The sequence below is a fragment of the Curtobacterium sp. NPDC086286 genome (assembly GCF_044746255.1).
Taxonomy (GTDB): Bacteria; Actinomycetota; Actinomycetes; order Actinomycetales; family Microbacteriaceae; genus Curtobacterium.
The window spans coordinates 19203-44857 of record NZ_JBIVBW010000003.1 but is presented as its reverse complement, the minus strand read 5'-3'; the positions used below and the strand labels follow the sequence as shown (position 1 = coordinate 44857).

The 25655-nt window shown below is 69.6% G+C and carries 27 protein-coding genes; 26 read left to right on the top strand and 1 reads right to left on the bottom strand.

The window, feature by feature from the left end:
- Positions 1-243: 243 nt before the first annotated feature.
- The 26 genes from ACIPKM_RS06000 (at position 244) to map (ending at position 23891) form a co-directional block, all read left to right on the top strand.
- Positions 244-8853, top strand: a complete 8610-nt coding sequence (locus tag ACIPKM_RS06000) for a hypothetical protein (protein WP_402736362.1) — start codon at positions 244-246, stop codon at positions 8851-8853.
- A 155-nt stretch (positions 8854-9008) separates the two neighbouring features.
- Positions 9009-9986, top strand: a complete 978-nt coding sequence (locus tag ACIPKM_RS05995) for a DNA topoisomerase IB (RefSeq protein ID WP_071295234.1) — start codon at positions 9009-9011, stop codon at positions 9984-9986.
- 80 nt (positions 9987-10066) lie between these two features.
- Entirely contained in the window at positions 10067-10879 is an 813-nt protein-coding gene (locus tag ACIPKM_RS05990; protein WP_070417683.1) for a DarT ssDNA thymidine ADP-ribosyltransferase family protein, read from the top strand.
- 521 nt (positions 10880-11400) lie between these two features.
- Positions 11401-11709 (top strand): 30S ribosomal protein S10, encoded by a 309-nt coding sequence (gene rpsJ / locus ACIPKM_RS05985; protein WP_022903286.1) that lies wholly within the window; start codon positions 11401-11403, stop codon positions 11707-11709.
- Positions 11710-11722: 13 nt separating this feature from the next.
- A complete protein-coding gene (gene rplC, locus ACIPKM_RS05980; protein WP_070417684.1) occupies positions 11723-12376 on the top strand; it encodes a 50S ribosomal protein L3 in 654 nt (217 codons plus the stop codon).
- A gap of 2 nt (positions 12377-12378) precedes the next feature.
- A complete protein-coding gene (gene rplD, locus ACIPKM_RS05975) occupies positions 12379-13038 on the top strand; it encodes a 50S ribosomal protein L4 (RefSeq protein WP_071302489.1) in 660 nt (219 codons plus the stop codon).
- The gene (rplW, locus tag ACIPKM_RS05970; RefSeq protein WP_022903283.1) at positions 13035-13334 is read left to right on the top strand and encodes a 50S ribosomal protein L23; all 300 of its coding nucleotides are present in this window, start codon (positions 13035-13037) and stop codon (positions 13332-13334) included. The genes rplD and rplW overlap by 4 nt, the downstream gene beginning before the upstream one ends.
- 18 nt (positions 13335-13352) lie before the next feature.
- Complete coding sequence (gene rplB, locus ACIPKM_RS05965) at positions 13353-14192, top strand: 50S ribosomal protein L2 (RefSeq protein ID WP_070417686.1); 840 nt, start codon at positions 13353-13355, stop codon at positions 14190-14192.
- An 11-nt stretch (positions 14193-14203) separates the two neighbouring features.
- Positions 14204-14485, top strand: coding sequence for a 30S ribosomal protein S19 (rpsS, locus tag ACIPKM_RS05960; protein ID WP_022906343.1), 282 nt, complete (start codon positions 14204-14206; stop codon positions 14483-14485).
- A gap of 25 nt (positions 14486-14510) precedes the next feature.
- A complete protein-coding gene (gene rplV / locus ACIPKM_RS05955) occupies positions 14511-14903 on the top strand; it encodes a 50S ribosomal protein L22 (protein WP_022906344.1) in 393 nt (130 codons plus the stop codon).
- Entirely contained in the window at positions 14903-15700 is a 798-nt protein-coding gene (gene rpsC, locus ACIPKM_RS05950; RefSeq protein ID WP_022906345.1) for a 30S ribosomal protein S3, read from the top strand. The genes rplV and rpsC overlap by 1 nt, the downstream gene beginning before the upstream one ends.
- Positions 15701-15702: 2 nt before the next feature.
- Positions 15703-16122 (top strand): 50S ribosomal protein L16, encoded by a 420-nt coding sequence (gene rplP / locus ACIPKM_RS05945; RefSeq protein ID WP_022906346.1) that lies wholly within the window; start codon positions 15703-15705, stop codon positions 16120-16122.
- Positions 16122-16442 carry a 50S ribosomal protein L29 gene (gene rpmC, locus ACIPKM_RS05940; RefSeq protein ID WP_022906347.1) on the top strand — a complete coding sequence of 107 codons (321 nt, stop codon included), beginning with the start codon at positions 16122-16124 and terminating at the stop codon, positions 16440-16442. The genes rplP and rpmC overlap by 1 nt, the downstream gene beginning before the upstream one ends.
- The gene (gene rpsQ, locus ACIPKM_RS05935; protein ID WP_022906348.1) at positions 16442-16726 is read left to right on the top strand and encodes a 30S ribosomal protein S17; all 285 of its coding nucleotides are present in this window, start codon (positions 16442-16444) and stop codon (positions 16724-16726) included. Before rpmC ends, rpsQ begins: the two co-directional genes overlap by 1 nt.
- Positions 16727-16757: 31 nt before the next feature.
- Entirely contained in the window at positions 16758-17126 is a 369-nt protein-coding gene (gene rplN / locus ACIPKM_RS05930; RefSeq protein WP_017885523.1) for a 50S ribosomal protein L14, read from the top strand.
- A 3-nt stretch (positions 17127-17129) separates the two neighbouring features.
- The gene (rplX, locus tag ACIPKM_RS05925) at positions 17130-17489 is read left to right on the top strand and encodes a 50S ribosomal protein L24 (protein WP_022906349.1); all 360 of its coding nucleotides are present in this window, start codon (positions 17130-17132) and stop codon (positions 17487-17489) included.
- Entirely contained in the window at positions 17489-18079 is a 591-nt protein-coding gene (rplE, locus tag ACIPKM_RS05920) for a 50S ribosomal protein L5 (RefSeq protein ID WP_022906350.1), read from the top strand. Before rplX ends, rplE begins: the two co-directional genes overlap by 1 nt.
- Before the next feature lie 153 nt (positions 18080-18232).
- Entirely contained in the window at positions 18233-18631 is a 399-nt protein-coding gene (rpsH, locus tag ACIPKM_RS05915) for a 30S ribosomal protein S8 (RefSeq protein WP_022906351.1), read from the top strand.
- A gap of 6 nt (positions 18632-18637) precedes the next feature.
- Positions 18638-19174 (top strand): 50S ribosomal protein L6, encoded by a 537-nt coding sequence (gene rplF / locus ACIPKM_RS05910; protein WP_031261772.1) that lies wholly within the window; start codon positions 18638-18640, stop codon positions 19172-19174.
- Between the two features lie 2 nt (positions 19175-19176).
- Positions 19177-19551 carry a 50S ribosomal protein L18 gene (rplR, locus tag ACIPKM_RS05905; RefSeq protein WP_031261773.1) on the top strand — a complete coding sequence of 125 codons (375 nt, stop codon included), beginning with the start codon at positions 19177-19179 and terminating at the stop codon, positions 19549-19551.
- Entirely contained in the window at positions 19548-20348 is an 801-nt protein-coding gene (gene rpsE / locus ACIPKM_RS05900; RefSeq protein ID WP_070417687.1) for a 30S ribosomal protein S5, read from the top strand. The genes rplR and rpsE overlap by 4 nt, the downstream gene beginning before the upstream one ends.
- Complete coding sequence (gene rpmD / locus ACIPKM_RS05895; RefSeq protein WP_022906355.1) at positions 20348-20533, top strand: 50S ribosomal protein L30; 186 nt, start codon at positions 20348-20350, stop codon at positions 20531-20533. Before rpsE ends, rpmD begins: the two co-directional genes overlap by 1 nt.
- Positions 20530-20994, top strand: a complete 465-nt coding sequence (gene rplO / locus ACIPKM_RS05890) for a 50S ribosomal protein L15 (protein WP_022906356.1) — start codon at positions 20530-20532, stop codon at positions 20992-20994. The genes rpmD and rplO overlap by 4 nt, the downstream gene beginning before the upstream one ends.
- 146 nt (positions 20995-21140) lie before the next feature.
- Positions 21141-22463 carry a preprotein translocase subunit SecY gene (secY, locus tag ACIPKM_RS05885; protein WP_022906357.1) on the top strand — a complete coding sequence of 441 codons (1323 nt, stop codon included), beginning with the start codon at positions 21141-21143 and terminating at the stop codon, positions 22461-22463.
- On the top strand, positions 22460-23050 hold the full coding sequence (locus tag ACIPKM_RS05880) for an adenylate kinase (protein WP_070417689.1): 591 nt from the start codon (positions 22460-22462) through the stop codon (positions 23048-23050). Before secY ends, ACIPKM_RS05880 begins: the two co-directional genes overlap by 4 nt.
- Positions 23051-23111: 61 nt before the next feature.
- Positions 23112-23891 (top strand): type I methionyl aminopeptidase, encoded by a 780-nt coding sequence (gene map / locus ACIPKM_RS05875; protein ID WP_070419353.1) that lies wholly within the window; start codon positions 23112-23114, stop codon positions 23889-23891.
- A 229-nt stretch (positions 23892-24120) separates the two neighbouring features.
- On the opposite strand, the gene ACIPKM_RS05870 is transcribed toward map, so the two are convergent.
- Entirely contained in the window at positions 24121-25437 is a 1317-nt protein-coding gene (locus ACIPKM_RS05870) for an LCP family protein (RefSeq protein ID WP_092385287.1), read from the bottom strand.
- Positions 25438-25655 lie beyond the last annotated feature (218 nt).

Genomic DNA, 25655 nt, shown 5'->3' with positions numbered 1-25655 from the left:
GACGTGCCGGAGGCCTCCTGGGAGGACCGCCGCAGTTGTCCCCACAAGGTGGGACGCGATGTACCCCACTCGGGGTGTTGTTGCGGTTTCCCGCGACTCGATACCGTGGAGTCGCGAGGCCGACCCGGCCTCTCGTGGTGACCCGAACACCCACGCACGCGCGCCCAGGGATCCCTGCCCGGACGGTGCCGCATCGCTGCGCTGTGCTCGGCGTCGCCCGACGACGACCCGAGAGCACACCCGATGCGTCCTGCCCTGTTCCCCGCCCGTCCGCGCGCCCTGGCGATGCTCGTCGTGACGGCGCTCCTCGCCGGACTCCTCGCGGTCCTGGCGGTCGCGCAGCCCGCGGCGGCGGACTCGGTCGTGACGGTCACCGCGAAGGCTCCGGCCACGGCGCTGAGCGGGGACCCGGTGAACGTCACGCTCACCGCGACGAACAGCACGCCGGCGTCGGGCGGGACACCGCTCTACAACCTCGGGTACTCCTACCTGCTGCCGGCCGGGGTCACCTACGTCGCCGGTTCGGCGAAGGCATCGGGCGTCGCGCTGCCGGACCCGACCACGAGCACCCCGACGGCAGGCGGGCTGCTCCTGGTCTTCTCGAACGTGTCCGACCTCGTCGCGGGTGACGAGAAGTCGATCACCTTCCAGGTCCAGCCCTCCACGATGACCTACCCGGTGGGTTCGTCGTTCGCCGGGACGGTCCAGGTCGCCGGCAGCGGGAACGCGCGGAACGTGCCGACGTTCGACCCGACGACCGGTGCCCCGGCGACCAACGCGACGAACGCCGCCACGGCGAAGTCGACCACGACCGCGATCGCCGCGATCAAGGTCACGAAGGCCGAGGCCAGCCCGGAGAACGAGCTGGTCCGCGGCGTCCACGACCACCCGACGGTCTACACGCTGACGGTGCAGAACACCTCGACCGCACCGAGCAACGGCGTGACCGTCACGGACTACCTGCCGGCGGGCCTCGAGTTCCTGCAGTGCGGCGCGGTCGACAACACGACCTCCGGGCCGGAGTACGCGGGAGCGCCCGACCTCACGGCAGCGACCGCGGCGAAGGCGTCCGGGACCCTGACGCCGGCGAACTGCCTCACGCCCCAGAGCGTCACGACCGTGAACAACGTCCCGGGCAAGGGGACGGCCGTCTTCACGAAGGTGGTCTGGAACCTCGGCCAGCTGACGAACGCGCCCGTGACGATCCAGTACCTCGCCGCCGTGCCGCTGCGCGAGAACACCATGACCTTCGCCACCGGCAGCCAGACGCCTGCCGCTCCGACCACGGCGGCGCTGGCCAGCACGGCGAACCTCGACAACAACACCGGCGCGTCGACCAGGCAGAACACCTCGGACACGACGTCGAACGGCCGCGGCCAGACGAACACGGTCACCGCTGCCGGCACGTACACCGGCAAGGTCGACGGAACGGCGACGCCGGCGCAGAGCTCGACGGCGTCGATGACCGTCGAGGCGATGGACCTCGCGGTGGCGAAGTCCGTGACCACGCCCGTCGACGGGAACGTCTTCGCCGCGGGCCAGCAGGCCACGTACTCGCTCTTGATCCGCACGAGCGAGTACGAGTCGTCCGCCGGCATCACGCTGACCGACACGATCCCGGACGGACTCTGCCCGGCGTTCCCCGCCGGGACGAAGACCACCGGGACCATCCCCGCGGACTGCGACCCGAACACCGTCAGCGCGCTGAACCAGCCGATGACGAACGGGACCGTCGACCAGGTCGCCTACGACGCCGCGGCGGGCACGTTCACGATGACGTTCCACGTCGCGGACCTGGCCACCGACGGTTCGGTCACGGTCTCGTACAAGGCGCTCATGCGGGACAAGTACTCGGTCACCGGCTCGGGCGGCCCGACCGCCGCCGGCGACGACTTCACGAACAAGGTCCGGATCGCGGGGACCTCGACCGGTGTCCACGGTGACACCGGCTCGACGGCGGTCGTCGACGACTCCGCGGCGACGATCGTGTCGAACTCCCCGAGCATCGCGAAGTCCGTGCTGCCGCGCGCTTCGAGCGACGGCGTGCAGAAGTCCACCGACTGCACCGCGACGACGCGCACCGGGTACCAGACGACGACCCCCACCGCCCCGTTCCAGCTCGGCGACGTCGTCTGCTTCCGACTGCAGGTGGACTTCCCGGCCGGTGTCCAGAGCCGCAACGCGACGATCACCGACATGCTCCCGGTCGGCACCACCGCGGCCGGTGCGACGTGGACGGAGGGCACCGACTGGACCTACGGGTCGGAGAGCTCCGTCCCCGCATCGGACGTCACGCTGAAGTCGTCGAGCGCGACCACGGCGTCGTTCGCGGTCGGTCACACGATGTCCGGCGCGAGTGGCACCTACGTCGACGGTGACGGCCAGGCGGTGCGCCTCGTCCTCTACGTCGCGGCGACCATCAGCACCCAGGGCTCGAGCAGCACGAAGGTCGACCTCGTCGACAACCTCATGAAGTTCGCGCAGCAGAACACGAAGGGCTCCGTGACGAGCCTGCGGTCCTCGGTCGGCTACACGGTCGCCGGCACCCCGACCGCGACGCTCGCGAAGGACATCGTCAAGGCGGACGGCACCACGGTGTCCAACCCCACCACCACCACCGAGGGCCAGGTGCTCAGCTACCGGCTGAACGTCGGCAACACCCCGGCCACGGGGACGACGTCGGCCATCGGGAGCGTCACCGTCTGGGACGCCCTGCCGTCGAAGGTGACCTGTGCGATGGTCACGAACATCTCCGACCAAGGCGCCTGCGGTGCGGCGCCCACCGGGGCGGCGACCAAGTTCACGGGTGTGCAGTACCTCACCTGGACGATCCCGTCGATCGCCGCGAGCACGACGAAGAGCCTGACGTACGACGTCCAGACCCCGTCACCGGGCTACGTCGGGACCACGTTCCCCAACTACTCCTCCGTCGTCTCCTTCACGACCGCGACGGACTCCGGTGCCACGACCACGTGGATCCCGAAGCGCGGGACCAACGCCACCGCGTCCTCCACCCCGGCGGCCGGTCAGGGCACCGCACCGCAGGCCGACGCGAACCGTTCGGTCGCGATCCCCGCTGTCACGGTCGCGAAGTCCGGGGCAGCGGTCGCGGACTCGACGCTGACGAACCTGTCCGGTGACGCGGCCGCCCCCGGTCAGACGCTCGGGTACAAGTACTCGGCGACGATCGCGGACCGCACGAGCGCCGCGAACGCGACCCTCACCGACCCGCTGCCGACGGGCGTCGGCCGGACGGCTGCCACCTCGTGGACCCTCACCTTCCCGGATGCGACGACCATCACGGTGCCGGCGAGTGCGCAGGGCACCGACGTCACCGGGACGTACGGCGGGCAGACGTTCACGCTCACCGGGACCGGCAACGCCAACGGTGCCGGCGCCGTCCTCTTCCCGGCGACGTTCGACAACACGACCGGTGCGCCGGTGAAGTTCGAGGTCGTCGTCACCGGGCTCCGCGCGACCGCGGGCGTCGGGACGTACCCGGCGTCGGACGGCACGGGCTTCACGACCGCGGCACCGAAGAACACGGCCACCTTCACCTCGAAGCCCTCCGGCGTCACGGCGTACACCGCGACCGCGTCGAAGACGGTGACCGTGCAGGCCCCGGCCGTCGCGATCGACAAGTCCGACGACCTCGGTGGCCGCACGGTCGCCGGTGGCGACACCGTCACGTGGACCCTGAGGACGACGAACACGGCCACGAGCGCGGACGCACGGTCCACCCTCGTCGGCGACTGCTTCCCGGACGCGTTGACGCTCACGTCGAGCTCGGCGGCCGAGACCACCCCGACCTCCGCGCAGCGCGCAGCGTTCGGCAGCTGCCCGACCGGCACCACGCTGCACGTGTGGAACGCGACGAGCGACGGCGTCCTCGCCGCCGGAGCGTCCGCCACCATCACGGTCGTCGCGACGGTCAAGCAGGACGCTCCCGCCGGCCAGACCTACCGGAACACCGCGCGCGTGCTGGCGTCGAGCCTGACGACCGACTACGCGACGGCGAACAGCTCGTACGTGCAGCTCGCGAGCGACACGGACGACGTCACCGTCACCGGTCCCTCCGTCACCAAGCGGCTGACGGCACCGACGTGGAACCCCGGGACGGGGGCGTCGACCGGCACCGCCAGCACGGACCCGTCGGACACCGCTGCGCTGCAGGTCCGCCCCGGTGACGGCGCGACCTACACGATCACGACCACCATCCCGGCGAACGTCGCGCTCTACGACGCCCGGATCACGGACGTCCTGCCCGCGGGCACCGCCGCGACCGGCACGCCGACCGCGACGAGCTCCGACGACGCCGTGACCGCGACCCCCTCGGTCGACGGTGCCTCCGTCGTGGTCCGGCTGTCGGACATCCCGACCGGCATCGACCACCCGGTGACGATCACGACGGCGATCCCGGTCACGGTCGGCACCGACCAGGTCGCGGGCACGGGGCTCGCGAACACCGCCACGCTCGCGTGGAACCGGACGAGCAAGGGCGCGGCGCCGACCGACGCGTCGGTCACGTCGAACGCTGCGAACGGCAGTGTCGTCGCGCCGTCGCTCGCGATCGCGAAGACCGCGACGGTGGGCTCGCAGACGTCCACGACGATGAACGTCGAGCCGGGCCAGACGATCACCTACCGGGTGACCGTGACGAACTCGGGCTCGCCGGCCTACGGCACCCCGGTCACCGACTGCGTGCCGAACGGCATCACGGTCGACCCCGCGTCGCTCACCGCCGACGGCGCGGAGATCGCCGCCGACGCGGACTGCGGCGGCGGGCGGATCACCTGGCCGACGGCGGTCATCGGTGCCGGCGCGACGGTCACCCACACCTACACGGCGAAGCTCGCCGAGGACGCCACCCTCTCCGGCAGCCCGCTGGTGAACACGGCGTCGACCGGCGTCTACCACTCGCTCGCCGCGGGCGGAGCGGACTACGCCGCAGCGCGGGCGACCGCGAGCGTCACGCCGTCGTTCCCCCGCGTGGCCGTGACGAAGTCGAACGACACGATCGGCGGACTGTCCTACGTGGGCGTCGCCTCGGACTTCAGCGTGACGTTCTCGAACACCGGGAGCGCTGCCGCGTCGGTGCGCGTGCAGGACGTCCTGCCGGCGAACTGGTCGTACGTGTCCGGCAGCGCGACGGTCGCACGTGACGGTGGTGCCGCGTCCGCCGTGGCCGACCCGACGCGCAGCGGCGGCGGGACGACCCTCACGTGGGCGGACCTCGGCGCGCTCGGTGCCGACCGGTCCCTCGTGCTGCACTACCGCGCCGTCCCCGGCACCGGTGCGACGACGGACCCCGGCGCCGGTACCTCGATCGCCCACACGAACCACGTGACGGCGACGGTGACGAGCGCATCGGGCGGTACCGGTTCGGCGAAGGGCTCCTTCGTCTCGTACCCGAACGGCGGTGACGACGCCACCGCGACCGCACGGATCGCGGCGGCCGACCTCGCCCTGACGAAGACCGCCACGACGTCGAAGGTCGTCGCCGGTGCCACCACCGCGAAGGCCTGGACCATCCGGGTGACCAACACGGGCCCCGACGCCGCGCACGGCACGACCGTCGTGGACGCCCCGACGGGCCTGGCCACCGGTGCGACGCTGGCCTTCACGGGCAGCGGCTGGACCTGCACGCCGGACGACGGCACGTGGTCCTGCGTCAACGGCGCCACCGTCGCGGCGGGCGACTCGTTCCCCGAGCTCGACGTCGCGCTGACGCTGCCGGCCAACGCGCCGCTCACCGCCGTCCGGAACACCGCCACGATCCACCAGGGCACGGGCCAGACCTTCGACCCGGAGAGCGGGAACGACAGCGACACCGCGAGCGTGACCCCGGTCGCGATCGCCGACCTCGCGATCACGAAGACCGGTCCCTCCGGGACGGTGCAGGCCGGCCGGACGATCTCGTGGAACCTCTCCGTCGAGAACCGCAGCGACCCGACGACCCAGAGCGTCTCGGACGCACGTGGCACGGTGACCGTCACGGACACGCTGCCCGACACGGTGACCCTCGTGGGTGCGACCTCGGACGACCCCGCGTGGACCTGCGCCACGGACGACGACACCGTGACCTGCACGCGCGACGGCCTCGCGAACGGCACCACCGCCGGCGCGATCACCGTCACCGCGACCGTGCACCCGGACGTCACCGCCTCGCAGTCGATCGTGAACACCGCGGGCGTCGCGGTCGACCCGACGCGCACGACGGACCCGACCTCGTCGAACGACGACGCGGAGGCGACCACCGGCGTGGACGACACGACCTCGCTGACGATCGCCAAGGCGTTCGGCTCGACGGCGCAGACCGCGCCGGACGCGACCGAGCGCGCGGCCCTGGTCGCGGGCGAGTCCGCGGACTGGACCATCCGGGTCACCAACACCGGCACGGCCGATGCACGCACGGTCCGGGTCTCGGACACGCTCGAGTCCGGCACGCGGCTCCGCGCCGACGGGCCGGTCGACGAGGCGACCGACACGATCACCCAGACGGACGGCGCCTGGACCTGCACCGCACCCGCCGCCGACGGGAACGACGTGACCTGTGTGCTCGACGGCACCCTGGCCGCCGGGAAGAGCACGACGTTCACCATCACGGTGACGACCCCGTCGTCGATGTCCGGCACCCTGCTGAACACGGCCGTGGTGACCGCCGACAACGCGGCGCCCGCCGAGGCGCAGGGCCGCAGCGACGCCACCCAGACCGCCGGCCTGTCGGTGACGAAGACCGCGGACGTCGAGACGGTCGACGCCGGGAAGGACGTCACCTACACGATCACGGTCGCGAACCCGACCGGCCCGTCCGACCTGCCCGCCGGTGACGGCACCTCGCCGAGCGTCCGCGTCCAGGACACCCTCCCGGCCGGCGTGGAGTTCCGCGGGCTGACCGCGGCGACCCAGCAGCACTGGACGCTCGAGTCGAACGAGGACGGCGTGCTCACCCTGTCGAGCGCCGACGGGATCGCGGCGGGCGCGACCGACCCGAACACGATCGTCCTGACCGTGCACGTGCCGGCGTCCTTCCGCGGATCGTCGATCGTCAACACCGCGACCGCGGCGCCCGTCACGGCCACCGGCCCGACCGCGCACGACGAGGCGACCGTCGACGTCACCACGCACGCCGACCTGTCGATCACGAAGCAGCGCACGAGCGCCCCGAGCGCCGACGCCGGCACGACCGTCACCTACGACGTCACCGTGACGAACGACGGCCCCTCGGACGCGCAGGACGTCACGTGGACCGACACACCGCCCGCGGGGATGACGGTCACGAAGGTCACGACGGACGACACGGCCTGGGAACAGGGCGCGGATCCGAGCACCTGGTCGACCGACGTGGTCGCGAACGGTGCGACCACGGTGTTCCACGTGACCGCCTCGATCGCGTCCGGCACTCCGGCCGGCACGCTCCGCAACACCGCGGTCGTGTCGAGTGCGACGCCCGACACGGACCCGACGAACGACACCGCCGGTGACGACGTCACGGTGACGACGCACGCTGCGCTCCGCCTGACCAAGACCCCGGTCGAGAAGCCCGGGTCGACGACGGCCGCGAAGCGCGTCACCGCCGGCGCCGAGCAGACCTGGTTGCTCCAGGTCAGCAACGAGGGTCCGTCGGACGAGCAGCCCACCACGGTCGTCACCGACCAGCTGCCCGAGGGGCTGACGTTCACCGGCGCCTCGAGCGACGGAGCGGTGTGGACCTGCGACGGCACGACCGACCCGACCCTGGTGACGTGCTCGCTCCCGACGACGATCGTCGCCGGGACGGACGCCCCCGGCCTGTGGATCACCACGAAGCTCGCGTCCGGCCACACCGCCGGCACGATCGAGAACCGCGCGGTGATCACCGGCCAGGGCACCACCCCGCCGGTCGGGACGAACGACGAGCCGGTGACGAGCCCCCTCGACGTCGACGAGGTGGCGAACGTGGCCATCACGATCGGGCACGACGGCACCGCGGTGATCGGCAAGGACCTGCCGGAGACGATCCGGGTCCGGAACGTCGGCCTCTCCGACGCCGCGGCGGTCACCGCGACCTACACGCTGCCGAAGGGCCTGACGTACGTCGGGGCCGAGGCCGACCCCGCGTGGACCGTCACGTCCGTCACGAAGAACGCCGACGGCTCGACCACGGTGTCGTTCGCCCTCGCGGGCACGCTGCCGGCGGGCTCGCTCGCCCCGGCGATCACGGTGCACCAGACGCCGACGGCCGCCGCCTACCCGGGCGTGCAGCCGAGCGCGACCGTGGCGACGAGCACGACCGAGACGACGCTCGCCGACAACGACGACTCGGACGAGCTGGCCGTCGACCCCGCGTCGAGCCTGGCGGTCACGAAGACGCACACCGGGCAGCTGGTCCGCGGGGAGACCGTCGGGTACACCATCACGGTGCGCAACGACGGCCCCACCGAGGACCCGGGCCCCGTGGTCGTCACGGACCGTCTGCCGGCCGGCCTCACCCTGGTGAGCGTGAACGACGCGAAGGCGGCGACCTGCACCACCGGGCAGACCGTCACCTGCACCCTGACGGGTCCGCTCGCCGTCGACGGGAAGGTCGCGTTCCAGGTCACGGCGAAGGTCGCGACGGACGCACCGGACCGCATCACGAACGTCGCCATGGTCGAGTCGCCGACGACGCAGGTGGTGCCGGTCGCGGGATCCGCCAGCCCGACGGACCCGATGCGCGCCAGCGACCCGGCCCCGGTGCGCGACGCACCGGAGTCGGCGAGCGAGCTCGCCTTCACGGGTGCGGCCGGACTCGGCATCGGTGCGCTGATCGCGCTCCTCGCGATGGCGGCCGGTGGCGTCCTGCTGGTGACGCGCCGACGTCGCCGAGCGTGACCACCTGACGGACGGGAGGCGCGGTGCCGGCTGGCACCGTCCCTCCCGTCTCGGCCGTCACCCCGCTGGCGCGGTGCGCCGGAACCGGCGGGTGGGGCCCACCTCCCGTCCGTCGCCGGGCCGGGTCACAGGCGGTGGCGAGTTGCATCGAGAGCGTGACCCGTCTCCGCCGCTCCGCGACCAACGGTCGCGGCTACCACCGCGTCCGCAGCGGGCGTGGCTTCTCCTACCGCGACCCGGACGGCACCACCGTCACCGACGCCGCGGTCCGGCAGCGTCTCGAGGACCTCGTCATCCCGCCCGCGTGGGACGACGTGTGGATCTCGCCGTACGACAACGGGCACGTGCTCGCGACCGGCGTCGACGGCGCCGGTCGGCGGCAGTACATGTACCACCCGTCCTGGCGCGAACGGATGGACCGCATCAAGTACGACCGTGCCCTGGCGCTCGCCGAATCGCTGCCGGTCGCACGACGCGGGGTCACGATGGACCTCCGGCGGCCGGAGCCCGACCGGCAGCGTGCCCTCGCGGCGGCCTTCCGGATGCTCGACCAGGGGTCCCTGCGGGTCGGGTCGGAGCGGTACGCCACCGAGCACGGCAGCCGCGGCCTGTCCACCCTGCTGTGCGCGCACGCCCACGTCTCCGGCGACGACATCGAGCTCGACTTCCCGGGCAAGAGCGGCCAGGAGTGGTCGTCCTCGATCCACGACCCCGACCTCGCGACCGTCATCGCGGGCATGAAGCGGCGCGGACCGAACGCCCGGCTGCTCTCGTTCCGTGCACGCCGCGGCGCCGAGTGGGAGCCCCTCTCCGCCGAGGACATCAACGAGTACGTGAAGGAACGTGCCGGTGACGAGTTCACCGCGAAGGACTTCCGCACCCTGCACGGCACCGTCGCCGCCGCGGTCGACCTCGCGGCGACCGGACCGCAGTCGTCCGTGGCGAAACGGAAGAAGGCGGTGTCGCACGCGGTGAAGGTCGCGAGCGAGGAACTCGGCAACACCCCGACGGTGTGCCGGCAGAGCTACATCGACCCGCGCCTGCTCGACGCCTACGACCACGGCGAGACCATCGACCCCGACCGCACGCACGCGGCCGAGTCGGAGGTCCGCGCACTGCTCTACCGACAGTGACCGGGAAGGGGCCGGGATGACGTACCGTTGGACCTCGTGCCCGAACACCCCCACCCGGGCACGGAAGGACCCCACCAGTCGTGACTGACGAGTGCATCCACGGATTCCCCACCGAACTCTGCGACATCTGCGCGCCACGGCAGCGCGAGGCCGCAGAACTCCCCACCACCCCGACCCCGCGCCGCACCCGGATCACCACCTCGCTCCGGACCGTGCCCGGCCAGGCGGCGACCCCGGCGTCCTCGCTGCGGTCCCCGGTGCCCGACCTGCCCGAGGCGCGTGACTTCGCCTCGCTCCGCGCGCACCACGTGACGCACGTGGACAACCTCGACGACATCGTGGGGTCCGGTGCGATCCTCGCGTCGGACGCCGTGACGCCGGTCGTCGACGTCGCCTCCGCCGCTGCCCGGGCCGCCCGCGCCGAGGCACACGCCCCCGACGGCTCCCCGGTCGCTGCGCACGTGCCGTTCACGCTGTCGCCCGACGCGACCCGCTGGGACGAGCTGCGCACCGGCGCCGAGGGCGAGCGGTGGTCCGACGCGGCCCGCCGGACCCGGGCGACGGAGTACATCATGCTCGTCGTGCCGGTGTCGGCCTTCGGGGCGTCGGTCATCGTCGCCGACCAGGACGCCGACGCCGAGGACGTCCGGTTCGCGGTCGGGCCCGAGGCCGCGACGAACCTCATCCGTCGCACGGACTTCACCGACCCGGAGATGCTCGGCCTCGAGCTGCTCGCCGGCCCGAGCGTGCCGTTCTCCGCCGTCGCGGTCATCGGTGTCCCCAACGACCGCGTCCGCCAGACGGTCAAGGCCGTGCTCAAGGACCACGGCGGACACGCTCCCCGGGTCGCGGTCTTCCCCCCGTGGTTCGTCCCCCCGGTCGTCGCGGAGTAGCCCCGACCGACCCCTGCGACGTGCCCTCCGGACCGGCTCCGGAGGGCACGTCGTGCGTCGGGGGCGACCCGCGCCTCCTGGCCCTCGATCCGCGTGGATCCGGGGAAGCGGGCCGATCCCGACACGCCCGTGATTCGCGACACGCCCGGGTTGCACGGATGCCGTGCCTATGCGAGACTTGTCCGGTTCCGAAATTCCGCGCGCGTTCGCGTGCGCAGGATCACTGCTCTGGCAGTGCACAACCCCCCTGTCCAGCAGGGCTGGGTTGGGCCGCAGGCAGCAGAACACGATCGACTCCCCACCAAGCGTGACGGGCACTGCTGTGCCCAGAGCGTGCGGGAGACGACATGCCCACGCTGAACGGCCCAGGTCGCTCCGCGCGGTTGACACGAGAACAGCGGTCATCCCCAGCGGATGCGGCCGGTTGGTTCACAGAAAACAGCCAAGCCTTGCAGGAATGCACGGTGGCGGCGGCGTCAGGCGGCCCGAGGGTGCGCGGCGCAGAGAGGACAAAGAGACACATGGCGGGACAGAAGATCCGCATCCGGCTCAAGTCGTACGACCACGAGGTCATCGACACGTCGGCCCGGAAGATCGTCGACACGGTGACCCGTGCCGGTGCGACCGTGGTCGGCCCGGTGCCGCTCCCCACCGAGAAGAACGTGGTCACCGTGATCCGTTCTCCCCACAAGTACAAGGACTCGCGCGAGCACTTCGAGAAGCGCACGCACAAGCGGGTCATCGACATCGTCGACCCGACGCCGAAGGCCGTCGACTCGCTCATGCGACTCGACCTCCCGGCCGACGTCAACATCGAGATCAAGCTGTAAGGGGGCTGGACTGATGGCGAACTCAACCAAGACCGTCAAGGGCCTCCTCGGCAAGAAGCTCGGGATGACCCAGGTGTGGGACGAGAACAACAAGTTCATCCCCGTCACCGTGATCGAGGTCGGCCCGAACGTGGTCACCCAGATCCGCAACGTCGAGCGCGACGGCTACGAGGCGATCCAGATCGCCGCCGGCGCCATCGACCCGCGCAAGGTCAACAAGCCGGCCGCCGGCCACTTCGAGGCAGCCGGGGTCACCCCGCGCCGCACCCTCACGGAGATCCGCACCAACGACTCCGCTGAGTACACGCTCGGCCAGGAGCTCACCGTCGACACGTTCGAGGCGGGCCAGAAGGTCGACGTCGTCGGCACCTCCAAGGGCAAGGGCTTCGCCGGTGTCATGAAGCGCCACGGCTTCGCCGGTGTGTCCGCTTCGCACGGTGCCCACCGCAACCACCGCAAGCCCGGTTCGATCGGTGCTTCGTCGACCCCGTCGCGTGTCTTCAAGGGCATGCGCATGGCGGGTCGCATGGGTGGCGAGCGTGTGACCGTCCTCAACCTCACGGTGCACGCCGTCGACGCCGAGAAGGGTCTGCTGCTCGTCAAGGGCGCGATCCCCGGTGCTCGCGGTCGCTCCGTCTTCGTCCGCACCGCCGTGAAGGGTAAGTGATCATGGCCACCACGACCGCAACCACGATCGACGTCCTCGACGCATCGGGCGTCAAGTCCGGCACCGTCGAGCTCCCCGCCGAGCTCTTCGACGTCGAGACCAACGTCCCGCTGATCCACCAGGTCGTCACCGCGCAGCTCGCAGCCGCGCGTCAGGGCACCCACAAGACCAAGAACCGCGGCGAGGTCCGCGGTGCTGGTCGCAAGCCGTTCAAGCAGAAGGGCACCGGCCGCTCCCGTCAGGGTTCGGTCCGCGCTCCGGAGCACACCGGCGGTGGCGTCGTCCACGGACCGACCCCGCGCGACTACTCGCAGCGCACCCCGAAGAAGATGATCGCCGCTGCTCTGCTCGGCTCGCTCTCGGACCGCGCCCGCGGTGGCCGCATCTCCGCTGTGGAGGGCTTCGTCTCGGCCGAGGTGCCGTCGACCAAGACCGCCCGCACGCTCATCGAGAAGGTCGCGCCCGTCAAGCACGTGCTCGTCGTGCTCGAGCAGGACGACGAGCTCACGCTCAAGTCGATCCGCAACCTGCCGAACGTCCACGCGCTCTCGTACGGCCAGCTCAACGCCTACGACGTGCTCAAGGCCGACGCGCTCGTCTTCAGCAAGAGCGCACTCGACGCCTTCATCGCGTCGAAGACCGCGAAGGAGATCTCCGCATGAGCGGCTTCAACAAGGACCCGCGCGACATCATCATCTCGCCGGTCGTCTCGGAGAAGAGCTACGGCCTGATCGACCAGGGCAAGTACACGTTCATCGTGGACCCCCGTTCGAACAAGACCGAGATCAAGCTCGCCATCGAGAAGATCTTCGACGTCAAGGTCGCGAGCATCAACACGCTGAACCGTCCGGGCAAGACCCGTCGCACGCGCTTCGGCATGGGCAAGCGCAAGGACACCAAGCGTGCCATCGTGACGCTCAAGTCCGGTTCGATCGACATCTTCACGGCTGTCGGCTGAGGACCAGAGGGATAAATCATGGCTATTCGTAACTACAAGCCGACGACCCCCGGTCGTCGCGGCTCGTCGGTCGCCGACTTCGCTGAGATCACCCGTTCGACGCCGGAGAAGTCGCTGCTTCGTCCGCTGCCGAAGACCGGTGGCCGCAACAGCTCCGGCCGCATCACCACCCGTCACATCGGTGGTGGCCACAAGCGTCAGTACCGCGTGATCGACTTCCGTCGTCACGACAAGGACGGCATCGACGCCAAGGTCGCGCACATCGAGTACGACCCGAACCGCACGGCGCGCATCGCGCTCCTGCACTACGTGGACGGCACGAAGCGCTACATCATCGCGCCGAACAAGCTCAAGCAGGGCGACGTCATCGAGCAGGGCGCCGGCGCGGACATCAAGCCGGGCAACAACCTGCCGCTGCGCAACATCCCCGTGGGTACCGTCGTGCACGCGATCGAGCTCCGCCCCGGTGGCGGCGCCAAGCTCGCGCGTTCGGCCGGCGCCTCGGTGCGTCTCGTCGCCAAGGACGGCCCCTACGCGCAGCTCCGTCTGCCGTCGGGCGAGGTCCGCAACGTCGACGCACGCTGCCGCGCCACGATCGGCGAGGTCGGCAACGCCGAGCAGTCGAACATCAACTGGGGCAAGGCCGGCCGCATGCGCTGGAAGGGCGTCCGCCCGACCGTGCGTGGTGTCGCGATGAACCCGGTCGACCACCCGCACGGTGGTGGCGAGGGCAAGACCTCCGGTGGCCGTCACCCGGTCAGCCCGTGGGGTCAGGCCGAGGGTCGCACGCGCAAGCCGAACAAGCCGAGCGACAAGCTCATCGTCCGTCGCCGTAACGCCGGCAAGAAGCGCAAGTAGGAGTTCAGAAGATGCCACGCAGTCTGAAGAAGGGCCCCTTCGTCGACGAGCACCTGCTCCGCAAGGTCGTCACGCAGAACGAGGCCAACACCAAGAACGTGATCCGCACCTGGTCGCGTCGCTCGATGATCATCCCGAACATGCTCGGGCACACGATCGCCGTGCACGACGGCCGCAAGCACATCCCGGTGTTCGTCACCGAGTCGATGGTCGGTCACAAGCTCGGCGAGTTCGCGCCGACCCGCACCTTCCGTGGTCACGTGAAGGACGACAAGAAGGGCCGTCGCCGCTAAGGCGGCGACGCAGAGGAGGAACGAAATGGTGGAGTCGATCGCACGCGTGCGACACATCCGCGTCACGCCTCAGAAGGCCCGTCGCGTCATCGAGCTGATCCGCGGCAAGCAGGCCCACGAGGCCCTCGCCATCCTGAAGTTCGCCCCCCAGGGCGCTTCGGAGCCCGTGTACAAGCTGGTCGCCTCGGCGATCGCGAACGCACGGGTCAAGGCGGACTCGACGAACAGCTTCCTCGACGAGCGTGACCTCTACGTGAGCCGCGTCTTCGTCGACGAAGGTACGACCCTGAAGCGGTTCCAGCCGCGCGCCCAGGGCCGCGCCTTCCGCATCAACAAGCGCACCAGCCACATCACGGTCGTCCTCGCGACGCCCGATGAGGTCGAGGCTGCCGCGACGAGCAAGAAGGCGAGCAAGTAATGGGCCAGAAGGTCAACCCGTACGGCTTCCGTCTCGGGATCACGACGGACCACGTCTCGCACTGGTTCACCGACAGCACGAAGCCGGGTCAGCGCTACGCCGACTACGTGGCCGAGGACATCAAGGTGCGCGAGTACCTGAAGAAGACCCTCGACCGCGCCGGCGTCGCCCGCATCGAGCTCGAGCGCACCCGTGACCGCGTCCGCGTGGACATCCACACCGCGCGTCCGGGCATCGTCATCGGTCGCCGTGGCGCCGAGGCGGAGCGCGTCCGTGGCGAGCTCGAGAAGCTCACCAAGAAGCAGATCCAGCTCAACATCCTCGAGGTCAAGAACCCCGAGACCGAGGCCCAGCTCGTCGCGCAGGGCATCGCCGAGCAGCTCTCCGCTCGTGTCGCGTTCCGTCGCGCCATGCGCAAGGGCCTGCAGGGTGCACAGCGCGCCGGCGCCAAGGGTGTCCGCATCCAGGTGTCGGGTCGTCTCGGCGGCGCCGAGATGTCGCGCTCGGAGTTCTACCGCGAGGGCCGCGTGCCCCTGCACACGCTCCGCGCGAACATCGACTACGGCTTCTACGAGGCCCGGACCACGTTCGGCCGCATCGGCGTGAAGGTCTGGATCTACAAGGGCGACATCACGAACAAGGAGCTCGCTCGCGAGCAGGCGAACCAGCGTTCGTCGCGCCCGGAGCGTCGTGGCGGCCCCCGTGGCGAGCGCGGCGACCGCCGTGGCGGCGACCGTGGCGGCCGTCAGCAGCAGGCCCCGCAGGACGCGCCGGCCGGCGCAGGAGTTGAGGCGTAACCATGCTTATTCCCCGTCGAGTCAAGCACCGCAAGCAGCACCACCCGAAGCGTTCGGGCCAGGCCACCGGTGGCACCAAGGTGTCGTTCGGTGACTACGGCATCCAGGCGCTGACGCCCGCCTACGTGACCAACCGTCAGATCGAGTCCGCTCGTATCGCCATGACGCGTCACATCAAGCGTGGCGGCAAGGTGTGGATCAACATCTACCCGGACCGTCCGCTCACGAAGAAGCCCGCCGAGACCCGCATGGGTTCCGGTAAGGGTTCCCCCGAGTGGTGGGTCGCCAACGTCAAGCCGGGCCGTGTGCTCTTCGAGCTCTCCGGCGTCAACGAGGACATCGCCCGTGAGGCGCTGACCCGTGCAATCCACAAGCTGCCCCTCAAGGCACGCATCATCAAGCGCGAGGAGGGCGACGCATAATGGCGATCGGTTCCAAGGAGCTCCGTCCGACGGAGCTCGACACGTTCGAGAACGAGCGTCTTGCTGACGAACTGAAGAAGGCCAAGGAGGAGCTCTTCAACCTCCGCTTCCAGTCGGCCACCGGCCAGCTGGAGAGCCACGGTCGTCTCCGTGCCGTCAAGCGCGACATCGCTCGCATCTACACCGTCCTCCGCGAGCGCGAGCTCGGCATCCGTGCCACTCCCGCGCCCGTCGAGACCGCCCCCAAGGCCAAGAAGACGACCAAGAAGGCTGAGAAGCCGGCTGAGTCGGCCGAGGCCGAGACCGCCGAGGAGAAGTAATGGCGAACGAAGAGAAGACCTCCGCCGCCTCCGCTCGCGGCTACCGCAAGACGCGTCGTGGCTACGTCACGAGCGACAAGATGGACAAGACCATCGTGGTCGAGGTCGAGGACCGCGTGAAGCACGCGCTCTACGGCAAGATCATCCGTCGCACGTCCAAGGTGAAGGCCCACGACGAGCTCGGCACCGCTGGTGTCGGCGACCTCGTCGTGATCAGCGAGACCCGTCCCCTCAGCGCTTCCAAGCGCTGGCGCCTGGTCGAGATCCTCGAGAAGGCCAAGTAGGCCCCGGCCTGCTTCGGAATAGGAGACAGCAGTGATTCAGCAGGAATCCCGCCTCAAGGTCGCCGACAACACGGGTGCCAAGGAGATCTTGACCATCCGCGTGCTCGGTGGCTCGGGTCGTCGCTACGCCGGTCTCGGTGACGTCATCGTCGCCACGGTGAAGGACGCCATCCCCGGCGGCAACGTGAAGAAGGGTGACGTCGTCAAGGCGGTCATCGTTCGCACCAAGAAGGAGACCCGTCGTCAGGACGGCTCCTACATCAAGTTCGACGAGAACGCGGCAGTGATCCTCAAGGCTGACGGCGACCCGCGCGGCACGCGCATCTTCGGTCCGGTCGGTCGCGAGCTCCGTGACAAGAAGTTCATGAAGATCATCTCGCTCGCGCCGGAGGTGCTGTAAGCCATGGCGAACATCAAGAAGGGTGACCTGGTCCAGGTCATCACGGGTGCCAAGCAGGAGCGCGGCGGTGACCGTGGCAAGCAGGGCAAGGTCATCGAGGTCCTCAAGGACAAGAACCGCGTCGTCGTCGAGGGCGTGAACTTCGTCACGAAGCACGTCCGCGTCGGCCAGACGCAGCGCGGCTCGAAGACCGGTGGCATCGAGCAGCACGAGGCTCCGATCCACGTGTCGAACGTCGCCATCGTCGACCCGAAGACCAAGAAGCCGACCCGCGTCGGTTTCCGCAACGAAGAGGTGGAGAAGGACGGCGTCAAGAAGACCGTCCGAGTCCGCTACGCCAAGAAGTCGGGTGAGAAGCTCTGATGACCGACACGACTGCCGCGCCGGCGACCAAGGTCGAGCCGCGCCTCAAGCAGAAGTACAAGAACGAGATCAAGGCTGCCCTCACCGAGCAGTTCGGGTACGCGAACGTCAACCAGGTCCCCGGCCTGGTCAAGGTCGTCGTGAACACCGGTGTCGGTGAGGCCGCTCGCGACTCGAAGATCATCGAGGGGGCCATCAAGGACCTCACGGCGATCACGGGTCAGAAGCCCCAGGTCACGAAGGCCCGCAAGTCCATCGCGCAGTTCAAGCTGCGTGAGGGCCAGGCCATCGGCGCGCACGTCACCCTCCGTGGTGACCGCGCGTGGGAGTTCATCGACCGTCTCGTGACCCTCGCACTGCCCCGCATCCGCGACTTCCGCGGTCTCAGCGACAAGCAGTTCGACGGCAACGGCAACTACACGTTCGGTCTCACGGAGCAGTCCGTGTTCCACGAGATCGACCAGGACCGCATCGACCGCGTGCGTGGCTTCGACATCACCGTCGTGACCACCGCGAAGTCGGACGACGAGGGCCGCGCGCTGCTCCGCCAGCTCGGGTTCCCGTTCCGTTCTGCCGAGCAGACGGTCTAAGATACTTCGGGCGGTGCGGGCCGGAGGATTCACGTCCTCCGGCCCGCACGCACGAACACACCGATCCAGGGGAATCGCCCCAGGATCACCCGATCGCTCAGGTCGGCATTCGTGGAACGGGTGTCGAAACCAGGCGAAGAATGGACGACCATCATGACGATGACCGATCCGGTCGCAGACATGCTGACCAGATTGCGGAACGCGAACTCGGCGCACCACGACGCCGTCTCGCTTCCCAGCTCCAAGCTGAAGAAGAACATCGCTGAGATCCTCAAGCGCGAGGGGTACATCAGCGAGTGGAAGATCGAGGACGCCCGCGTGGGCGAGACCCTCACGATCGACCTGAAGTACGGCCCCGAGCGCGAGCGTTCGATCGCCGGCATCAAGCGCGTCTCGAAGCCCGGTCTCCGGGTCTACGCGAAGTCGACGGAGATCCCCCAGGTCCTCGGTGGCCTCGGCGTGGCGATCCTCTCGACCTCGTCGGGACTGCTCACCGACCGTGAAGCCGAGCAGAAGGGCGTGGGTGGGGAAGTCCTCGCCTACGTGTGGTGATCGACAATGTCTCGTATCGGACGTCTTCCCATTGACATCCCCGCTGGCGTGACCGTCTCCATCGATGGTCAGAACGTCGCGGTCAAGGGCCCGAAGGGCGAGCTCGCGCTCGTCGTCGCCGAGCCCATCCAGGCCAAGGTCGAGGAGAACCAGGTCCTCGTCACCCGTCCGGACGACGAGCGCAGCTCGCGTGCGCTGCACGGCCTGACCCGCACCCTCATCGCGAACAACATCGTCGGCGTGACCCAGGGCTACTCCAAGGGCCTCGAGGTCGTCGGCACCGGTTACCGCGTGCAGGCGAAGGGCAACAACGTCGAGTTCGCGCTCGGCTACTCCCACCCGATCACGGTCGAGCCGCCCGCGGGCATCAGCTTCGCCGTCGAGGGCAACAACAAGCTGACCGTCAACGGCATCGACAAGCAGTCCGTCGGCGAGGTCGCTGCAAACATCCGCAAGCTGCGCAAGCCCGAGCCCTACAAGGGCAAGGGTGTCCGCTACGCCGGCGAGATCGTGCGCCGCAAGGCCGGAAAGTCAGGTAAGTGATCATGGGTCTCCTCAAGACACGAGGCAAGAGCAAGTCGGCCGCCAAGGCGCGCCGTCACAACCGCCTCCGCAAGAAGATCACCGGCACCGAGGCCCGTCCGCGTCTCGCTGTCACCCGTTCGGCGCGTCACGTGTTCGTCCAGGTCATCGACGACGCCAAGGGCCACACGCTGGCCAGCGCGTCGACGATGGAGGCCGACCTCCGTACGTTCGACGGCGACAAGACCGCCAAGGCCCGTCGTGTCGGCGAACTCCTCGCCGAGCGCGCGAAGGCCGCTGGCGTCGAGGCCGTGGTCTTCGACCGCGGTGGTAGCAAGTACGCCGGTCGCGTCGCCGCGATCGCCGATGGTGCCCGTGAAGGAGGGCTGAACCTGTGAGCGACATCGCGAACACGAACGAAGACGCCAACGTCGAAACGACCGAGGCCGCTGAGGCGACCGAGGCCGAGGCCACGAGCACCACGGCCCCCGCGGCCAAGGAGCCCGAGGTCCCCGTCGTCGAGCGCCCCGTCGAGACCGCAGCCGGTTCGGCATCGAACAACCGCGACTCCGCCGACAACCGTGGCCGCCGTGGTGGCGGTCGCGACCGTCAGCAGGGTGGCGGCCGTGGCAACGACCGCAACGGTCGGGGTGGCGACAGCCAGTTCCTCGAGCGCGTCGTGACCATCAACCGCGTCTCCAAGGTCGTCAAGGGTGGTCGTCGCTTCAGCTTCACCGCGCTCGTCGTCGTCGGTGACGGCAACGGTCTCGTGGGTGTCGGCTACGGCAAGGCCCGCGAGGTCCCGACCGCCATCTCGAAGGGCGTCGAGGAAGCGAAGAAGAACTTCTTCCGCGTCCCGCGCGTCGGCAACACGATCCCGCACCCGGTGCAGGGCGAGGCTGCTGCCGGCGTCGTGCTCCTCCGTCCGGCCGCTGCCGGTACCGGTGTCATCGCCGGTGGTCCGGTCCGCGCCGTCCTCGAGTGCGCCGGTATCCACGACGTGCTGAGCAAGTCGCTCGGTTCGTCGAACACCATCAACATCGTGCACGCGACCGTCACGGCGCTGCAGCAGCTCGAGGAGCCCCGTGCGGTCGCAAGCCGTCGCGGTCTCCCCGTCGACCGGGTCGTCCCGGACCGTCTGCTCCAGGCCGAGGCCGCTGCTCTGCGTGCCGCGTCCGAGAAGGCAGGTGCGTGATGGCGATGCTGAAGATTACGCAGACGAAGTCCGTTATCAGCGAGAAGCAGTACCAGCGCGACACGCTCCGCAGCCTGGGTCTCAAGCGCATCGGCCGTACGGTCCTGCGTGAGGACAACGCCCAGAACCGCGGGTACGTCGCAACGGTCGCGCACCTCGTGAAGGTCGAGGAGGTCGACGCATGAGCGACGAGAAGAACGAGCGCGTGCAGGTCCTGAAGCTGCACCACCTCCGTCCGGCAGAGGGCGCCAAGAAGGCTCGCACCCGCGTCGGTCGTGGTGAGGGCTCCAAGGGCAAGACCGCCGGCCGTGGTACCAAGGGCCAGAAGGCTCGTTACCAGGTCAAGGTCGGCTTCGAGGGTGGGCAGATGCCGCTGCACATGCGCACCCCGAAGCTCCGCGGGTTCAAGAACCCGTTCCGCGTCGAGTACCAGGTCGTGAACCTGGACAAGATCGCGGAGCTCTACCCCAACGGTGGCGACGTCACCGTCGCGGACCTGGTCGCCAAGGGCGCCGTCCGCAAGAACGAGAAGGTCAAGGTTCTCGGTCAGGGTGACATCAGCGTGAAGCTCACGGTCTCGGTCGACAAGGTCTCGGCGTCCGCCGCCGAGAAGATCGCGGCTGCTGGCGGCACCGTCTCCCAGTAACCCCGTCGGCGGCCCGTGCGTTTGCGCACGGGCCGCCGTTACGGTTTCCTTGACAGTGGTCGGCGTCCGCCGGCCAGGTCGGTCCTGCCGACCACACCGGTGACGGCCCCTCGACGGGCCGCCGGTCCCAGAAGTTCGGAGTCCTCGTGTTCAGAGCGGTCGCGCGCATCATGCGCACCCCAGATCTTCGCAAGAAGATCGGCTTCACCCTCGCGATCATCGCGCTGTTCCGCCTGGGGTCGTACATCCCCGCGCCGTTCGTCGACTACGCATCCGTGCAGACCTGTCTCGCCAGCGCTTCGTCGCAGCAGGGTCTGTACGACCTGATCAACCTGTTCTCCGGCGGCGCGCTGCTGAAGCTCTCGGTCTTCGCGCTCGGCATCATGCCGTACATCACGTCGTCGATCATCGTGCAGCTGCTCCGCGTGGTCATCCCGCACTTCGACGCCCTCTACAAGGAGGGGCAGTCCGGTCAGGCGAAGCTGACGCAGTACACGCGCTACCTCACCATCGCGCTCGGCGTGCTGCAGTCCACCACCCTGATCACGGTCGCCCGCTCCGGTGCCCTGTTCGGCACCAACGCCTCGGCCTCCTGCTCGTCGATCATCTCGAACGACAGCTGGTACGCGATCATGCTCATGGTCGTCACCCTGACCGCCGGTACCGGCCTCATCATGTGGATGGGCGAGCTCGTCACCGAGCGCGGCATCGGCAACGGCATGTCGCTCCTCATCTTCACGTCCATCGCGGCGCAGTTCCCCTCGGCGCTCTGGGCGATCGAGCAGTCGAACGGCTTCGAGCTGTTCCTGTTCGTCATCCTCGTCGGCCTGGTCATCATGATGGCCGTCGTGTTCGTCGAGCAGTCGCAGCGGCGCATCCCCGTGCAGTACGCCAAGCGCATGGTCGGTCGCCGCACCTACGGCGGCAACAACACGTACATCCCGATCAAGGTGAACATGGCCGGCGTCGTGCCCGTCATCTTCGCCTCGTCGCTGCTGTACCTGCCGGCCCTGGTCGCGCAGTTCAACCAGCCCTCCGACGGCAGCGAGCCGGCGGCGTGGGTGACCTGGATCCAGAACAACCTGACCTCGGGTGACAACTGGTTCTACATGGTCCTGTACTTCCTGCTCATCGTCGGATTCACGTACTTCTACGTCGCGATCACCTTCAACCCCGAAGAGGTCGCCGACAACATGAAGAAGTACGGCGGCTTCATCCCGGGCATCCGGGCCGGTCGTCCGACGGCCGAGTACCTCGACTACGTTCTCACCCGGGTGACGTTGCCCGGCTCCCTGTACCTCGGTCTCATCGCCCTGATCCCGCTGGCGGCGCTGGCGTTCTTCGGTGCGAACCAGAACTTCCCGTTCGGCGGCGCGAGCATCCTCATCATCGTGGGTGTCGGCCTCGAGACCGTGAAGCAGATCGACTCGCAGCTGCAGCAGCGTCACTACGAAGGGCTTCTCCGTTGAGCGCACGTCTCATCATCGTCGGACCTCCCGGAGCAGGGAAGGGCACCCAGGCCGGTCGCATCGCCGACGCGTTCGGGATCCCCGCCGTCTCGACGGGTGACATCTTCCGCAAGAACGTCGCAGAGGGCACCCCGCTCGGCGTCCAGGCGAAGGCGATCATGGACGCGGGCGACTACGTCCCCGACTCGCTCACGAACGAGCTCGTGAAGTCGCGCCTGCACGAGGCCGACGCCGAGAACGGCTTCCTGCTCGACGGCTACCCCCGCACGGTCGGGCAGGTCGAGTACCTCGACGCGCTCCTCGCCGAGCAGGGCACCGGCATCGACGCGGTCGTGCAGCTCGTCGCTGACCAGGACGAGCTCGTCGGCCGCCTCCTGAAGCGCGCCGAGGAACAGGGCCGCAGCGACGACAACGAGGAGACCATCCGTCGTCGGCAGCAGGTCTACACCGAGCAGACCGCTCCGATCGTGGCGGCGTACGGCGAGCGTGGGCTCGTCGTCGACGTCGACGGCCTCGGTGGCATCGACGAGGTCGGCGACCGGATCCAGGCCGCGCTGTCGTCGCGTGGGCTGACCGCGGGCGTCTGACGCCGGCGTGGTGCGGTTCCGCAAGCCCTCGATCTACAAGACGCCGGACGAGCTCCGCGCCATGGTGCGTCCGGGTCTGCTGACCCACGACGCACTGGCGGCGGTCCGCGACGCGATCCGTCCGGGCATCACCACGGGCGAGCTCGACGCGATCGCCGAGCGGGTCATCCGTGACGGCGGCGGCATCCCGAACTTCCAGCTCGTCCCGGGCTACCGGCACACGCTCTGCGTGTCGGTGAACGACGAGATCGTGCACGGGATCCCGGGGGAGCGTGTGCTCCAGCCCGGTGACGTCGTGTCGGTCGACGCCGGTGCCGAGGTCGACGGCTGGAACGGTGACAGTGCCTTCACGGTCGTCGTCCCGGGTGGTGACGCCGGTGTCAGTGCGGCCCGGCAGACGCTCTCGGACACCACCGAGCGCGCGCTCTGGCACGGCATCGCTGCGCTCGCGCACGCGAAGCACCTGCACGAGGTCGGCGCCGTCATCGAGGACGCCATCGACGAGACCGGCGCGTGGGGCATCGTCGAGGACTACACCGGCCACGGCATCGGCCGCTCGATGCACGAGGACCCGCCCGTCTTCAACTACCGCGTCCGCGGTGCCGGTCCGGCGGTCAAGCCCGGACTCGTGGTCGCGATCGAGCCGATGGTCACGGCCGGCACGATCGACAGCTCGACGGACGACGACGACTGGACCGTCCGCACGCTCGACGGTTCCGACGCGGCGCACTGGGAGCACAGCATCGCGGTGCACGCCGACGGCATCTGGGTGCTGACGGCGGCCGACGGCGGTGCTGCGGGCCTCGCCCCGCTGGGTGTGACGCCGGTCCCGATCCCGTAGGTCGCGCCTCCCGTCGGTCGCGTCTCCCGCAGGCGGCACTGCCTGACCCGGCGCGTGAGCGCCGTCGCGTCCGGTCCCGTCGGACGGCCAGGAGGCGCGGTGCGGCCCCGCCACGCGCCTCCGGTCCGCACCTGCGCACGTCCACGACGTCTGCGCCGTGTGGACCACGTGCACTCGTCGTCAGCGTGCGCACCCGCGCACGCCGTGCGACGGGCGCAGCGCGCCGGTCTCAGTCGTTGCCGACGGAGCAGGTCTCCTCAGACGCGCTCTGTCCGGTGATCGACGAGGGCAGCGGCGTCGCCGAACCGGTCGCGGCGCTCGTGGCGGTGCCGGACGCCGATCCGGACGCCGTGCCGGTGCCGGCCGCGGTCCCCGAGGACGTCTCGGCCGAGGACCCACCGGCCGACGATGTCCCGGTCGAGGTCCCCGTGGACGGAGCAGCGGTCGCCGTCCCGCTCGACCCGGAGGACTCCTCCGACGCACGCCCCGTGCTCGAGTCGCTCAGCGAGGTCTTCTGGTCGTTCTGCAGCGCGACGTTGAGGGTGTGGGCGGCGTCCTGGTCGACGATCACGCGCGCGCTGTCCTCGGGGTCGTCCGCGACCGGGTACTGCACGAAGAGCATGTTCGCCGTGCTCATCCCGCGCAGGGCCCCGGCCAGTCCGACGAGCGTGCGCGCCTGGGCGAGGCCGTCGGACAGCGTCATGTTCGACAGCGCGGCTCCGGCGAGCTTGTAGAGCGTGATCGGGTTCGAGAGCGTCCCGTCCGAGGTGACCTTGCGCAGCAGGGCCGACAGGAACACCTGCTGCGAGCTGATGCGCGCGAGGTCGCTCCCGTCGCCGACGCCGTGCCGGGTGCGGAGGAACGCGAGCGCGTCCGTGCCCTCGAGCTTGTGCGAGCCGGCCGTCAGGTGCAGGTTCGTGTAGGAGTCGTTGATCGGGTCCGCGACGCACACGTCCACGCCGCCGAGGGCGTTCGACATCTCGATGACGCCGTCGAACGTGATGAGCCCGGCGTACGGGATGCTCAGGCCGGTGAGGTTCTCGACGGTGTCGACGACGCACGAGACCCCGCCGTTCCCGAGTGCCGTGTTGAACTGCGCGGACGTGGCCGCCGGGTACGTGGTCCCGCTCTCGGGGTTCGTGCACGCCGGGATCGGCACCATGAGGTCGCGCGGGAAGCTCACCGCGGTCAGCTGGGTGTGGTCCTGCGAGATGTGGATCAGCATCGTGACGTCGTTGCGGGCGCCCTCGACGTCCTCGTCCGAGTCGAACTGTCCGATGCGGGTGTCGCTGCCGATGAGCAGGATGTTCGCACCGCCCTTGATGGCCGTGATGTCGGCCGTCTGCGCGGTGCTCTGGTCGTCCGTGCTGAGCTTGACCGTCCTCGGCGCCGTGGCGAGCTGCGCACCCGCGATGGCGGCGACGCTCGTCCCGCTGACGAGGACGACGGCGAGGGTGGACGCCACGATCGACGCGAGCGTGCCCCATCCGCGGCGGCGCGGGAGGCGGCCGTGGCGGGCGAACGGGCGTCGGGTGGCGTCGGGCACGTGGTCTCCGTTCGGTGGTCCGTGCGGCGCGGTCTGCACGGGCGGGGGCGACGGCTACGCTAGGGGCCGGTGACCAACGGGACCCCGGAGCGCGCCGTCAAACCACTGTGGAACGCTCAGACAGCGCTGTGAAGCCCCAGACGTGGGGACTTCGCCGTCTCCACTTGGCAATCCTGGGTTTACCACATAGGATCGATCTTTGGTGTGTCATGCCTACT